Annotated in this window: 13 protein-coding genes; 6 read left to right on the forward strand and 7 right to left on the reverse strand. The window is 57.3% G+C overall.

Annotated features, from left to right (window positions below):
* Window positions 1–34: 34 nt before the first annotated feature.
* The 6 genes from ACYZT6_RS01825 to ACYZT6_RS01850 all read left to right on the forward strand — a co-directional run bounded on the left by ACYZT6_RS01825 (window position 35) and on the right by ACYZT6_RS01850 (window position 5,574).
* The gene (locus ACYZT6_RS01825) at window positions 35–667 is read left to right on the forward strand and encodes a DUF6002 family protein (protein ID WP_462025477.1); all 633 of its coding nucleotides are present in this window, start codon (window positions 35–37) and stop codon (window positions 665–667) included.
* Complete coding sequence (locus ACYZT6_RS01830) at window positions 664–1,416, forward strand: DUF6002 family protein (protein WP_462029899.1); 753 nt, start codon at window positions 664–666, stop codon at window positions 1,414–1,416. The genes ACYZT6_RS01825 and ACYZT6_RS01830 overlap by 4 nt, the downstream gene beginning before the upstream one ends.
* On the forward strand, window positions 1,416–2,468 hold the full coding sequence (locus tag ACYZT6_RS01835; RefSeq protein WP_462025478.1) for a hypothetical protein: 1,053 nt from the start codon (window positions 1,416–1,418) through the stop codon (window positions 2,466–2,468). Before ACYZT6_RS01830 ends, ACYZT6_RS01835 begins: the two co-directional genes overlap by 1 nt.
* Entirely contained in the window at window positions 2,461–3,696 is a 1,236-nt protein-coding gene (locus ACYZT6_RS01840; RefSeq protein WP_462025479.1) for an MFS transporter, read from the forward strand. Before ACYZT6_RS01835 ends, ACYZT6_RS01840 begins: the two co-directional genes overlap by 8 nt.
* Window positions 3,697–3,930: 234 nt before the next feature.
* Window positions 3,931–5,166 (forward strand): MFS transporter, encoded by a 1,236-nt coding sequence (locus ACYZT6_RS01845; RefSeq protein WP_462025480.1) that lies wholly within the window; start codon window positions 3,931–3,933, stop codon window positions 5,164–5,166.
* A gap of 156 nt (window positions 5,167–5,322) precedes the next feature.
* Window positions 5,323–5,574 (forward strand): hypothetical protein, encoded by a 252-nt coding sequence (locus tag ACYZT6_RS01850; protein ID WP_462025481.1) that lies wholly within the window; start codon window positions 5,323–5,325, stop codon window positions 5,572–5,574.
* Between the two features lie 177 nt (window positions 5,575–5,751).
* Here the strand turns inward: ACYZT6_RS01850 and ACYZT6_RS01855 are convergent, their stop codons facing one another.
* The 7 genes from ACYZT6_RS01855 to ACYZT6_RS01885 form a co-directional block, all read right to left on the reverse strand.
* Window positions 5,752–6,732, reverse strand: coding sequence for a peptide ABC transporter ATP-binding protein (locus ACYZT6_RS01855; RefSeq protein WP_462025482.1), 981 nt, complete (start codon window positions 6,730–6,732; stop codon window positions 5,752–5,754).
* Window positions 6,732–7,700, reverse strand: coding sequence for an ABC transporter ATP-binding protein (locus tag ACYZT6_RS01860; RefSeq protein ID WP_462025483.1), 969 nt, complete (start codon window positions 7,698–7,700; stop codon window positions 6,732–6,734). The genes ACYZT6_RS01855 and ACYZT6_RS01860 overlap by 1 nt, the downstream gene beginning before the upstream one ends.
* Window positions 7,701–7,710: 10 nt before the next feature.
* Entirely contained in the window at window positions 7,711–8,634 is a 924-nt protein-coding gene (locus ACYZT6_RS01865) for an ABC transporter permease subunit (RefSeq protein WP_462025484.1), read from the reverse strand.
* A gap of 10 nt (window positions 8,635–8,644) precedes the next feature.
* Window positions 8,645–9,655, reverse strand: coding sequence for an ABC transporter permease subunit (locus tag ACYZT6_RS01870; protein ID WP_131063110.1), 1,011 nt, complete (start codon window positions 9,653–9,655; stop codon window positions 8,645–8,647).
* A gap of 74 nt (window positions 9,656–9,729) precedes the next feature.
* Window positions 9,730–11,325 carry an ABC transporter substrate-binding protein gene (locus tag ACYZT6_RS01875; RefSeq protein ID WP_462025485.1) on the reverse strand — a complete coding sequence of 532 codons (1,596 nt, stop codon included), beginning with the start codon at window positions 11,323–11,325 and terminating at the stop codon, window positions 9,730–9,732.
* 77 nt (window positions 11,326–11,402) lie between these two features.
* Complete coding sequence (locus ACYZT6_RS01880; RefSeq protein WP_462025486.1) at window positions 11,403–12,779, reverse strand: OprD family porin; 1,377 nt, start codon at window positions 12,777–12,779, stop codon at window positions 11,403–11,405.
* 171 nt (window positions 12,780–12,950) lie between these two features.
* On the reverse strand, window positions 12,951–14,552 hold the full coding sequence (locus ACYZT6_RS01885; protein WP_461979462.1) for an ABC transporter substrate-binding protein: 1,602 nt from the start codon (window positions 14,550–14,552) through the stop codon (window positions 12,951–12,953).
* Window positions 14,553–14,841 lie beyond the last annotated feature (289 nt).

Below are 14,841 nucleotides of genomic sequence, written 5' to 3' on the forward strand. Positions count from 1 at the left end.
GCAGCGACTTTCCACGAGCAGGAGCGCGAGACAAATGGATGTGATGAAAACCGACACCGCAGTACAGGCAACACAAGAAGCTCAAGTTCCCGTTTCTGTTATCGAGCGGTACTACGACCTGATCGTCAGCAGTGCAGCTGATTTTGAGGTCAGTAGCTGTGGTGACACATTTGAGCCATCCATGAAATTGCCTGCACTGGATACTCGAATGCAGGCCTTTCTTTCCGTCGCAACTGCGCAGTTTTTTGAATTAGGCCGTTACTGTGGGATGCCACTGCGGTTGTTCGATTTGAGGCAAAACGCAAATACTCAAACGACAAAGACATTTGCTTCGACGCTGATCGTCGCTCGTGCCATTCGCCATATTCAGGACACCGGCGACAGCATCCTGTTGTTTTCCCCTTCTTCTGGCAACAAAGCCATTGCCTTACGTGACGCAGTTTTGCGTGCATTGAAAGCCAAACTGGTTCATCCAGAACAATTACGCATTGTCACATTGACGCCTGCGCAGACGATCGGGAAATTGCGTAGAACCGAACTTTACGATGACCCTCGGCTGCGTGCCCTGAACCCTTTATTCGTCCTTGATGCCGAGTCGCCGGAAGCAGTGAAGGTTGTCGGGCAGCACTTCAAGGCGCTTTCAATCGCAGTCCATTGGGTGAGTTGAAGTTATGGCATTCCCTTCGGCTAGAGAATTACCGGTTTTCTGACCAGGCCCGAGCGTTTTTTGACTTCGAACAGGGTGATGCCTGGGACACTGATCGAAAAACCGTCCATGTGCATGCGGTGTCTAGTGCCTATGGCCTTCTGGGATACAGCTCGGGTGTAGAGGTATTGAAACGCCACCACCAACACGTTTCCACCCCTTCATTTCTATTGGTTCAGCACCTGGCTACCAGTGACATGGTGTTGCATTTACTCGACGGAAACTTCGAGGGTGCTTCAACGCCCGGCTATACACAGGAATCCAACGGCTTGTGGGTTCAGTCGGAGTCTGCGCATTTTCCTTCCGCGACCTGGAGCCCTGATGAGATCCTTGAGCCCACTTTTTACACGCACCGTCCGCCTACCGCTGTGGAAATGACCGGGTTGGTCAGGGCCAATGGTGGCTCGGGAATAGTCGTATCGCTTTATGAGTGCATGCAACGTTACAGCGAATGTGTCCAGTTGCTAGCGAATACACCCGTGAGATTGCCCGCGGATCCTCGGGATCTGAAGGAGTGGTCATTGGTGATGGCCGTCACCGGTTGTCTGAATGCAATTGACCGACAGTTGCTGGTGGGCATGGACGGCTGCACCATTCATGCGTCCGGCTCCTATTGTCAGAGTGATTATGAAGCCATGCCCATCGAAGGACTGTCATTCATTGACAGTGCTGAAGAGATGATGGTGATCCTGCGTGGTCGTTGTAACTAATGAGCGTTGAACTTTCCAACACTCAGAAAACACCCTGCCATTTCCGCGTTTACAGGGGCTACTCCAAGGCTGGAGAAATGGCGCGTCTTGTTTATGTGGGAGTAAGTGAAGGCCTGATCTACATCGCCCCTTTTGTGGATCACTGTTTTTTCGAACATTCGACTGTAGAGCAAGAAGGCACTCTGGAATGGAAACAACTTGAGGGTTTTCTAAACCAGAATCAACCCGACACGAGCCTGTTGATGGCGCCACTGGAGGTCGTCCAACAATGCCAGCGCCCCGGCGATTTTGTCGGACTCAGCAGGCTTCACCAGAAAGTCGATGTGTCCTGTGGTTGGGAACATGTGCAGAGTGAGCTGTCCCAACGGGAAAACAAGCGCCGTGTTCAATCGGTCGGGCAAGGGTTTGGTTTTGATGTGTCGCTTAAGGATGAAGACTTCTTTGCCTTTTATCGTTCCATGTATGTCCCGACCATGAGCACCCGTTACGGGCGCTTTGCCCGTAGCGTGCCCGAGCAATCGGCGTATCTGGAATTGTTCAAGAAGGGAGTGTTGTTTCGGGTTTATTTAAAGGATGACTGGGTGGCGGGAAGTGTTTCTCAACTGGATGAGTCGACACGCACCTTGAACGCACGGTTGATCGGAGTGAAGGATGGCGCAGCCATTTACCGGGTTAATGGAGCGCAGAATTATGTCTACCACGCGATCCTGGAGTGGGCATCCCATCAGTCGAACATCGATTTCGTTGATTTTCAGGGCTGCGAGCCATTTTTGAGCAAAGGAACGTTCCAGTACAAGAAACGCTTTGGGGCTAAGGCCGTTATTCCTGACAACGCATTCAGTCAATGGCGGTTGCTGATTCGAGCGCACAAGCTCTGTGCTTCAGCCAGGCAATTCCTGATCAATAACCCTCTTGTTGGCCTTGATGCCGAGGGCCAGCTGCAAGCGCAGTACTTCTTCGATGCAGACCACGAGATCCGCTCGGACATTCCCTTCGCTTCAAAAGGCATTTCCAGCCAAGTGAACCGTAACCTGGACCAATGGCATGGCTAGTCAGTTCTTCCACCTGACTCGGCTTGATGGATATTTCTGTCCTATGGCTTGGGTGCTTGCTGCGTTGATCTTCATCAATCGGTTAAGCGCCATGGTCAAGCTGTTCATGGCGTTATACCTGCGTCAGGAACTGGGACTGCCGATTGAAACCGTAGGCTGGTTGTTATCCGGATACGGGGTTGGCTTGCTGATAGGGTCAATTGGGGGCGGTCTGCTCAGTGAGTATTTCTCCACGGCGCGCCTCACCGCCGCGTTGTTTTTTGTCTCGGCATGGATATTGGTCTTGTTGGGGCTGGTCGTTGAGGTGCCATTGCTGGCTGGGTTGTTGCTTTTCAGCGGAGTACTCGATGGTGCGATTCGTACTCTTCATCAACGCTTGATTATGGAGTATTGCCTGGTTGCGCAGCGGCCTCGCGCGCAGTCATTGAGCCGTGTCACCAGTAACCTGGGCATGGCTGTAGCCGGGGTTGTGGGTGGCATCCTGGCGCAGACTGATTTTCGCTGTGTGTTTTTTGTCAGTGCGGCCATGACGCTGTTGGCTTTGATCTGGTTTGTTCGGGCGACATTGCATCGAGAAGTTCTGATGTCGGATCCGGCCCCTGATTCGGTTTCGGGTGCATGCGTACCTTATCGAGATAAACCATTCCTCTGGTTGTTGGCGGCTTCTGTCTTGCTCGGCCTTGCCTTCGAGCCGGTCTACAGCATGCTGGGCAACTATCTGCTCGATTACTATCGGTTGGGTGCTGAAGTCATCGGAGGGCAATTTGCACTCAATGCAGTACTGGTGGTGGTGCTACAGATTCCGTTATCTCATTGGAGTGAGCGATGGGGGGCGCGTCGGCAACTACTGGCAGGCAGCCTGCTGTTGGCCTGTGGGCTTGGGATGTTGCCCTTGGGTTCTGGGGTGTTTTATATCTGCCTGTCGACCGTTGTTTGGACACTTGGCGAAATTCTTTTCATGCCCACTCTGAACGTATTGGTTATGCAGCGTGCGCAGATAGGAAGGAGTGGGCATTACTTCGGACTTTTTTCCATGTGCTGGAGCGCGAGTGTGCTGCTTTCACCGGTACTTGGCGGTCAGCTCTACGGCCATTTCGGCGGGCACATTGTCTGGTTAGTCAGCGCCGCGCTGGCCTTGTTGTCCACGCCGCTGATTTATCAGGCCACACGTTTGGGCGCCTCGAAAGGGCTGGGTTCACAAACGTCGCGCGTTACTTCGCTTAGCTGATTCGATTATGGGGGTTATTAGAAACAAGTCTGCAGAGCCAGACACTGACGATGATGACGCCGACCTATAAGAATGGGTTGTTGCGCGACGGTTTTTCCGTAGGTCTTTTCCCTTGGCCGCGTAGCTTGACTCTGGTTTTGCATTGTTGGCGTTTCCACTCGCGACAACTCAGTCGTAGCCGTCTACTGTTCGAAAGGCAATCGACAAATAGCTGCCTTTTCAAGGATCAATGGAATGACGAGTCGGCTGACTCACCTGCTGCGGCTGGACGGCTATTTCTGCACCATGGCCTGGGTGCTGGCGGCGCTGCTTTTCATCAATCGCTTGAGCAGCATGGTCAAGCTGTTCATGGCGCTGTACCTGCGTCAGGAACTGGGGCTGGCCATTGAAACCGTCGGCTGGCTACTGTCCGCTTATGGCGCCGGGCTGCTGATAGGCTCGATGCTGGGCGGATGGCTGAGCGATCGTGTGCCCACGGCGCGGCTGACCGCAGCGTTGTTTTTTGCCTCGGTGTGGACGCTGGTCTTGCTCGGGCTGACCACACAGGTGCCGCTGCTGGCGGGTTTGCTTTTGCTCAGCGGGACACTCGACGGAGCGATTCGTACGCTGCATCAGCGACTGATCATGGAGTACTGCGAGGTGGCGCAGCGCCCTCGTGCGCAGGCCTTGAGCCGTGTCGCCAGAAACCTCGGGATGGCTGCCGCCGGCTTGGCGGGCGGGGTGCTGGCGCAGACCGATTTTCGCTGGGTATTCTTTGTCAGCGCGGCCATGACGCTGCTGGCATTGCTCTGGTTTGTCCGCACGACATGGCACCGACCGGTGCTGATGCCTGACGAAACGCCCGATGCCGGCGCAGGCACAGGCGTCCCTTATCGAGATCGACCGTTCCTCTGGTTGCTGGCAGCGGTGATCCTGCTCGGCATGGCGTTTGATTCGATTTACAGCATGCTCGGCAATTACCTGCGCGATTACTACCGGTTGAGCACTGAAGCCATCGGCTGGCAGTTCGGCCTTAATGCGATGCTGATCGTGTTGTTACAAATACCGCTGTCGCATTGGGGCGAACGCTGGGGCGCGCGCCGGCAACTGGTGGCGGGATGTGTGTTGCTGGCGGTCGGACTCGGCATGTTGCCGCTCGGTTCCGGGTTGTTTTACGCCTGCCTGTCGACGGTGGTCTGGACGCTGGGGGAAGCGCTGTTCATGCCGCCGCTGAATGTACTCGTCATGCAGCACGCGCAAGCCGGAAAAAGCGGCCAGTACTTCGGCCTGTTCTTCATGTGCTGGAGTGCGAGCGCACTGTTTTCACCGGTACTTGGCGGTCAGCTCTACGGCCATTTCGGCGGGCACATTGTCTGGTTCGTCAGCGCAGCGCTTGCCTTGCTGTCCACCCCGCTGATTTATCAGGCCACACGCCTGGGTGCCTCGAACAAGCTGGAACCACAAACGCCACGCGTCACCTCGCTTAGCTGATTCGATTATGGGGTTTATTCGAAACCAATCTGGCTGCCGACGGCATTTCTGCCCATCCGTTAGCGTCCTATCTGGAGAACCCGGCTGAGCACTACTAAATTTCACACTGCGCCAGTCAGGCACTTGTGTTTCACCTGCGAAAGGATGGAATCGACCATGAACAGATTTCTACGGGTTTTATTGCTGTTGAAGGTGGTGGTGATGTTGTCCCTCGGCAGTTCGGCGGTGTGGGCCGAATGTGAGGATCACGATACTCAGGCGTCGAGCGGAGCGGTGGCGCAGGGTGATTTGATGCTTGCCAAGTCCGAATCAGAGCCGGGTGATCAGGGGCAGGGTGGCAGTGCAAATGATGACGACTCGACCACTGACGATCCCGATGCCGATACCGATGAAAATGAAGGGGCTTAGGTAGCAGGCAAAAGAAAACCCCTTATCCCCCGACTGATACGCAGCCGGGGCAGAAGAGGTTATTGAACAGATCACGCACCCCTGTAGGAGCGAGCCTGCTCGCGAAGGCGATATTTCAGTCAACATCTATGTCGACTGAGAGACCGCTATCGCGAGCAAGCTCGCTCCCACAGTTTGTTACGCAGCGCCGTCGAGGAATTGCTCGGCGTAGTGGCAAGCCACCTGGCGGCTGTCGAGCAGGCGCAGGGCCGGCTCTTCAGTGCTGCAACGCTCGGTCGCGTACGGGCAGCGCTTGTGGAAAGCGCAGCCCGACGGCGGGTTCAACGGGTTTGGCAACTCGCCGACGATCTTGATTTTCGGCTTGTTCGGGTCCGGGTGAATGGTCGGGGTCGCCGACAGCAACGCCTGGGTGTACGGGTGCAGAGGACGCTCGTAGATGTCGTTCTTCGGGCCCATTTCCACCGGGCGGCCGAGGTACATCACCATCACGTCATCGGCAACGTGTTGCACCACCGCCAGGTTGTGGGAGATGAACACGTAGGCGGTGTTGAACTCTTGCTGCAGGTCCATGAACAGGTTCAGCACCTGCGCCTGAATCGACACGTCCAGCGCCGAGGTCGGTTCGTCCGCCACCAGCACTTTCGGTTGCAGCATCATTGCGCGAGCGAGGGCGATCCGCTGGCGCTGACCGCCGGAGAACATGTGCGGATAACGCTGGTAGTGCTCGGGACGCAAACCCACCTGCTTCATCATCGCCTGGACTTTCTCGCGACGTTCCGAGGCGCTCAGGTTGGTGTTGATCAATAAAGGCTCTGCAAGCTGATCACCGACTTTCTGCCGTGGGTTCAACGACGCGTACGGGCTCTGGAACACCATCTGCACGTCTTTGCGCAGCTGCTTGCGTTGGGCCTTGTCTGCACCGGTGACTTCCTGCCCGGCGATTTTCAAGGAGCCGGAGGACGGCTCTTCGATCAGCGTCAGGGCGCGGGCCAGGGTGGATTTGCCGCAGCCCGATTCGCCTACAACGGCGAGGGTCTTGCCGGCTTGCAGTTCGAACGACACACCGTTCAGGGCGCGCACGGTCGCATGGCCCTTGAACAGGCCACGGGACACTTCGTAGTGGCGGGTCAGGTCGCGGGCGGTAAGTACGACGGCCATTACGCCACCTCCTGATTCAGCGGGTAGAAGCAGCGGGCGAGGCTGTTGCTTTTCGGGTCGAGGGCCGGACGCTGCGCGCGGCAGCTGTCTTGCACATACGGGCAGCGTGGCGACAGCAGGCAACCCTGCGGACGGTCATAACGGCCGGGAACGATGCCCGGCAGCGTGGCCAGGCGCGTGGCGCCCAGGCTGTGTTCCGGAATCGCCTTGAGCAGTGCTTCGCTATACGGGTGCGCCGGGATGTCGAACAGTTGTGGCACCTGACCGACTTCCACCGCTTGACCTGCGTACATCACGCACACGCGCTGGGCAGTTTCGGCCACGACCGCGAGGTCGTGAGTGATCAGCACCAGGCCCATGTTCTGCTCTTTTTGCAACGCCAGCAGCAGGTCCATGATCTGCGCCTGAATCGTTACGTCCAGTGCGGTGGTCGGTTCATCGGCGATCAGCAGTTTCGGCTCGCCGGCAATGGCCATGGCGATCGCAACACGCTGGCTCATACCGCCGGACAGTTGATGCGGGTAAGCCTCCATACGGCTGGCGGCGCCCGGGATTTCAACTTTTTCCAGCAGTTCGATGGCGCGCTTGCGGGCTTGCTTGCCGGACATTTTCAGGTGCAGGCGCAGCACTTCTTCGATCTGGAAACCGACGGTGTAGCTCGGGTTCAGCGCGGTCATCGGGTCCTGGAAGACCATGGCCAGGTCTTTGCCGACAATTTGCCGACGCTGACGGTTGCTGAGCTTGAGCATGTTCTTGCCATCGAAATTCAGGGCGTCGGCAGTGACGATCCCCGGATGCTCGATCAGGCCCATCAGCGCCATCATGGTCACGGACTTGCCGGAACCCGACTCGCCAACGATGGCCAGGACTTCGCCCTTGTCCACGGAAATATCCAGACCGTCGACCACCGGAACGGCGTTTTTGTCGCCGAAGCGAACGTTGAGATTCTTGATTTCTAGCAGTGACATTTGAATCTCCTCAGGCGGCGTTCTTGAGTTTCGGGTCCAGCGCATCGCGCAGACCGTCGCCCATCAAGTTGATTGCCAGCACGCTGAGCAAAATGGTCAAACCAGGCAGACTGACGACCCACCAGGCGCGTTCGATGTAGTCGCGAGCCGAAGCCAGCATGGTGCCCCATTCAGGGGTTGGCGGTTGTACGCCAAGGCCGAGGAAGCCCAGTGCTGCGGCATCGAGAATCGCCGAGGAGAAGCTCAAGGTAGCCTGAACGATCAGCGGCGCCATGCAGTTGGGCAGCACGGTGACGAACATCAGGCGGGGCAGACCGGCACCGGCCAGACGCGCGGCGGTCACATAGTCGCGGTTCAATTCGCCCATCACCGCAGCGCGGGTCAGACGAACATAGGACGGCAACGAAACCACGGCGATGGCAATAATGGTGTTGATCAGGCCAGGGCCGAGGATGGCGACAATCGCCACAGCCAGCAGCAGGGACGGCAGGGCCAGCATGATGTCCATCAGACGCATGATGGTAGGGCCGAGCAGTTTCGGGAAGAACCCGGCGAACAGACCCAGAAGGATCCCCGGAATCAGCGACATCACCACCGACGACAAGCCGATCAGCAGGGACAGGCGCGAACCGTTGATCAGCCGCGACAGCAGGTCGCGACCCAGTTCGTCGGTGCCGAGCAGGAACTGGATCTGCCCGCCTTCCAGCCAGGATGGCGGGGTCAGCAGGAAGTCACGGTATTGCTCGCTCGGGTCATGCGGCGCGACCCACGGGGCGAAGATTGCGCAGAAAATCACCAGCAGCATGAACATCAGGCCGGCAACGGCGCCTTTGTTCTTGGAAAATGCTTGCCAGAATTCTTTGTACGGAGACGGGTACAGCAGGCTTTGATCGACTGTTACCGCTTGATTTGGAGTTGAAGCTGGAGTGGTCATGGTCATGATCTCAGCGCTGGTGACGGATGCGTGGGTTGGCGAAGCCGTAGAGGATGTCCACCACGAAGTTCACCAGAATCACCAGGCAGGCGATTAACAGGATGCCGTTCTGCACCACGGGATAGTCCCGTGCGCCAATGGCTTCGATCAGCCATTTGCCGATGCCGGGCCACGAGAAGATGGTTTCGGTCAGAACCGCACCCGCCAGCAATGTGCCGACTTGCAGGCCGACCACGGTCAGTACCGGGATCAGCGCGTTGCGCAGGCCGTGCACGAACACCACGCGCGACGGCGACAGGCCTTTGGCGCGGGCGGTACGGATGTAGTCTTCACGCAGCACTTCGAGCATCGAGGAGCGGGTCATCCGCGCAATCACGGCCAGCGGGATGGTGCCGAGCACGATGGCCGGTAGGATCAGGTGGTGCAGGGCATCGAAGAATGCACCGACGTCATCGGCCAGCAGCGTGTCGATCAGCATGAAGCCGGTCCGCGGCTCGATGTCGTAGAGCAGGTCGATCCGCCCGGACACCGGGGTCCAGCCCAGGGACACCGAGAAGAACATGATCAGAATCAGGCCCCACCAGAAGATCGGCATCGAGTATCCCGCCAGGGAGATGCCCATCACCCCATGGTCGAACAGGGATCCTCGCTTGAGTGCCGCAATCACCCCGGCCAGAAGGCCCAGGATGCCGGCGAACAACAGCGCGGCCATGGACAGTTCCAGGGTCGCGGGGAATAGAGAGCTGAATTCGCTCCAGACGCTTTCACGGGTACGCAGGGATTCGCCAAGGTCGCCGTGGGCCAACTTGCCGATGTAGTCCAGGTACTGGGCATACAGCGGTTTGTTCAGGCCAAGGCGTTCCATTGCCTGAGCGTGCATTTCGGGGTCGACCCGACGTTCGCCCATCATCACTTCCACGGGGTCGCCAGGAATCATGCGAATCAACGCGAAAGTCAGCAAGGTGATGCCGAAGAACGTGGGGATCAATAACCCCAATCGGCGGGCAATAAAACTAAACATCTTGTGGTGTACCTCATCAGCCGGTTAGGCGTGCCTGGTGTCCCTGGAGTCAGGGACACCGGGAGTTTTCTTATCTACTTCACCTGGGTGGTGGCGAAGTTATTAGTGGTGAGAGGGCTAATGTGATAACCCTCTACGTTGTTGCGCATTGCGGTGAACATTCTAGTGTGCGCCATGCTGATCCATGGCTGGTCCTGGTTAAAAATAACCTGGGCCTGTTCGTACAGCGCTGCCCGCTCGGCCGGGTCGGTTTTTTCACGGGCCTGGTCGATCAGCGTCTGGAACTTGTTGTTGCACCAGCGTGCGTAGTTTTCGCCGTTCTTCGCGGCTTCGCAACTGAGCATAGGCGTCAGGAAGTTATCCGGGTCGCCGTTATCGCCCGCCCATCCGGCGGAAACCATATCGTGCTCGCCGTTTTTCGCGCGTTTGAGCATTTCGCCCCATTCCATTACGCGGATGTCGATCTTGATCCCGACCTTGGCCAGATCCGCCTGCATCATCTGTGCGCCGAGCATCGGGTTCGGGTTGGTCGGGCCACCACCGTTGCGGGTGAACAGGGTGAAGATGGTGCCTTCCGGTACGCCGGCTTCCTTGAGTAGGGCGCGGGCCTTGTCCAGATCACGGGCCGGGTTTTTCAGGCTGTGGTTGTAACCCAGCAGCGTGTCCGGGAACGGGTTGACCGCCACCGTCGCATTGCCTTTACCAAACAGCGCGTTGACATAAGCCTCTTTATCGAAGGCGATGTCGATGGCTTTGCGCACCCGCACGTCACTCATGTACTTGTGCGTGGTGTTCATGGCGATGTACGAAACGGTCATCGCGTTCAGCTCGTCGACGCTCAGGTTGGTGTCTTTCTTGATGCTCGGGATGTCGTCCGGTTTCGGATACAGCGCGATCTGGCACTCGTTGGCCTTGAGCTTTTGCAGGCGCACGTTGTTGTCGGTGGCGATGGCCAGGATCAGTGCATCAGCCGGCGGCTTGCCACGGAAGTACTCCGGGTTGGCCTTGAAACGAACCTGAGCGTCCTTGGCGTAACGCTGGAAGATGAACGGGCCGGTACCGACCGGTTTGTTGTTCAGGTCGCCCGTCTTGTTGGCCTTGAGCAACTGATCAGCGTACTCGGCGGAATAGATCGAGGAGAAAGCCATGGCGATGTCAGCCAGGAATGGCGCTTCGCGACGGGTCAGGGTGAATTTGACGGTGTTGTCGTCAACTTTCTCGACGCTTTTCAGCAGTTCTTTGAAGCCCATGCTTTCAAAGTACGGGAAGCCCACGCTCGACAGTTTGTGCCATGGGTGGTTCGGGTCCAGCTGACGCTGGAAGCTCCAGACCACGTCGTCGGCGTTCATGTCGCGTGTCGGCTTGAAGTATTCGGTGGTGTGAAACTTGACGCCTTTACGCAGGTGGAACGTGTAAGTCAGACCGTCCTCGCTGATGTCCCAGGAGTCGGCCAATGCCGGAATCACCTCAGTGGTGCCGGGCTTGAAGTCCGCCAGACGATTGAAGATGGTTTCGGCCACCGCATCGGCTGTGACTGCAGTCGTGTACTGGACCATGTCGAAGCCTTCCGGACTGGCTTCGGTGCAGACCACCAGGGGTTTGGCCGAGACGCCAACAGCGACACTCAGCAACGCGGCTGCAATGGCCGCACGTAGGGGAAGCATTTTCATCAAGAACCCTCTGCAATCGGTGGAACAGGAAAAAACCAAACGGCCGACTCGTCATGAGTCAGCCGTCGGCAGTGTTTTTACAAAATCTTGAACGGGATGGTGGTCACGAGACGGAACTCGTTGATGCTGCCGTCAGCCTGGTTATCGCTGGCGCGGTGAGTGGTGTAGGTCGCACGAACAGTGGTGGCCTTGAGCGGACCGCTCTGCACGGCGTACGAAGTACCGATGCCGTATTCATAATGGTTCTCGCCGTCCATGTTGCGAACGTCGTAGGCGGTACCGGTGTAGTGAGTACCGTCGATACCCCAGCCGCGTGCCTGGTAGATGTTGAACTTCAAACCTGGCACGCCGTATTCGGCCATGTTCAAACCATAGGCGATCTGGAAGGACTTCTCGTTCGGGCCGTTGAAGTCCGACAGCAAGGAGTTGGCCAGGTAGATGCCGTTGGTTTCGTGCAGGTAGTCGAAGTACTCGTTACCGTTCACTTCCTGGTACGAGAACGTCAGGCTGTGGGCCTGGTGAGTCAAACCGAACGACAGCGAGTAGGTGTCGTTGTCGATCTCACCCATCAACTTTTTGCCTTCGTCGACGGTTTTGTAATAGTTCAGGCCAGTGGTCAGGCTCAGTACCGAGCTGTCGCCCAGTTCGTGAGTAGCGCCGAAGTAGTACTGGTTCCAGAAGTCTTCGACGTTGGTCGCGTACAGGCTGGTCTTCAGGCTTTTCAGCGGCTGATAGTTCAGGCCTGCAGTGTTCACGTGGTCGGTTTCAGCGCCGTTGTTGGTGTATTCAGAGCGGAATTTCGACAGGCTCTGCTCGGTACGTGGCGACACGCGGTCGAAGGTACCGAGGTCGAACGACAGGTTGTCGAACTCTTCGCTGTGAATGGCCACACCTTCAAAGCTCGAAGGCAACGGACGGTTGCCGATGACATCGACGATCGGGCTGCTGAAGTTCATGCGTCCGGCGGTCAGGGTGGTGTTGGAGATACGCGCCTTGACGTTGGCCAGGCCCAGTTTGCTCCACTGATCCACGGCGTCGCCGTTGGAGTGAGCCAGGGTACGGTTGGAACCACCCTTGATATCTTCGCGGCTGCGATCCAGCGCAATGGCGTTATAGGCAGCGACTTCGGTGCTGAAACCCACGGTGCCTTGGGTGAAGCCCGAGGTGTAGTTCAGGATCGTGCCCTGAACCCAGTTGATGCGACGCGAGCCGGTCAGTGTTTCACCATGGCGTTCGTACTTGAAAGTACCGCCACGTTGTTTGTCTTCGTTGGCATACCAGTTACGGGTACTACCCGACAGGCTCTGACCATCGATGAAGCCTTTGGCTTCCGACTGGGAATTGGTGCTTGCCAGTTGGGTCGGAACGAAGTCCTGGCTTTGGGTTTCTGCGTAAGCCGTGGCGGTTACGCTGCTGATGGCCAGGGCCAATAACGCGGTGCTGCTCAGTTTCATGGGTGAAGCTCCTTACTTTCTTTTTTTTAATGCCAGTCTTTTTTGGTGATCCGGCTATTGGTTTAGAACTCGTACAAGGCTTCGCAAACGTTTGCTGGAGGCCGAATGGGCGAATTACGGCAATACGCTTGCGTGAGGGCGCAAGCGCCCCCAGCGTTTCTGGCTAATCGGTTATTGGTCGATACTGACGCCCGAGAACACGTTACGACCGAATGGACTCACCTTGAATCCTTCGATTTTGGCGCTCAACGGCTGGTTAACCGTCGAATGGGCAATAGGCGTGATCGGCACTTGTTGCTTGAGGTAGTGCTGCGCCTGTTTGTAGAGCACGGTGCGCTGGTCACGGTCGGTGACGACCTTGGCCTGCTTGATGAACTTGTCGTAAGCCGGGTCGCACCACATGGAATAGTTGTTTCCACCAATGGCGTCGCAGCTGTAAAGCGTGCCGAGCCAGTTGTCCGGGTCCCCATTGTCACCGGTCCAGCCGATCAGGCTGACGTCGTGCTCGCCATTCTTGGTGCGCTTGATGTACTCGCCCCATTCGTAGCTGACGATCTTCACTTTGAGACCGATTTTTGCCCAGTCAGCCTGGAGCATCTCGGCCATCAACTTGGCGTTCGGGTTGTAAGGGCGCTGAACGGGCATCGCCCACAAGGTGATTTCGGTGCCTTCTTTCACGCCGGCAGCCTTGAGCAATTCCTTGGCTTTTTCCGGGTTGTAGACCGTGTCCTTGATGGTGTCGTCGTAGGACCACTGGGTCGGCGGCATGGCGTTGACGGCCAGTTGCCCCGCGCCTTGGTAGACGGCGTTGAGAATGCCTTGCTTGTTCACCGCCATGTCCAGCGCCTGACGCACTTCAAGCTGGTCGAACGGTTTATGGCGGACGTTGTAGGCGATGTAGCCAAGGTTGAAACCAGGCTTCTCGATGAGCTTGAGTGCCGGGTCGTTCTTCAGCGCTGGTACGTCGGCGGGGCGCGGGCTCAGGGTGATCTGGCACTCATTGGCCTTGAGCTTCTGTACACGCACCGAAGCGTCGGTGTTGATCGAGAAGATCAGGTTGTCGAGCTTGACCCGGCTCGGGTCCCAGTACTGCTTGTTGCCGGTGTAGCGGATGTTGGAATCTTTCTGGTAGCTCTTGAACGCGAACGGGCCAGTTCCGATCGGCTTCTGGTTGATGTCGCTCGGCTTGCCCTCGGCCAGCAGTTTGTCGGCGTATTCGGCGGACAGAATGGCGGCGAAGCTCATGGCGATGTTCTGGATGAACGCGGCGTCGACGCTGTTGAGCGTCATGACCACGGTCAGCGGCCCGGTCTTTTCGACCTTGGCGATGTTCTTGTTCAGGCTCATCCCGTTGAAATACGGGAACTCGGTCGGATAAGCCTTACGGAAAGGTTGCTGCGGATCGAGCATGCGATTGAACGTGAACAGCACGTCATCGGCGTTGAAATCGCGGGTCGGTGTGAAGTACTTGGTCGTGTGAAACTTCACCCCTTCGCGCAGGTGAAAGGTGTACTTGAGACCGTCCTCGGAAATATCCCAGCTCGTTGCCAGGCCCGGTACGACGTTGGTGGCGCCTTTTTCAAACTCTGCCAATCGGTTGTACAACGGCTCGGCGGCATCGTTGTCGGTCGATGTCGTGTACTGCGCAGTGTCGAAGCCAGCGGGGCTGCCTTCGGAGCAGAACACCAGGCTGTTATTGGCGGCCTGGCTGATGGAAGTGGCGGCCAGCAGGCCGGTGCCCAGCAATGCGGATAAAACCAAGGTATGGCGCATGACGCTCCCTTTTCTCGTTCGCTAAGTGTTTTCAATGAGCCGCCGTCCCGTCCGGGGACGTGGAGGCATCACTGAGTTCAAACCATGACGTGCAGCAAAACCGAGAACCCACGCATGCACTGGTCAGATACCCGACGGTATGAGCCGTGGGTCTGGCAGTAAATGCGTAGAGTCCGAAAGACTTGTGGGAAAAGGCAACGCATCCGACACCACGGCGGTCATCCGCGACGGAATTGGATGTAGGCGGTTTCCTACTTTCTCGGCAGATAAAGCAACGGCGACGTTAAAA

The organism is Pseudomonas sp. RT6P73 (genome assembly GCF_054897715.1).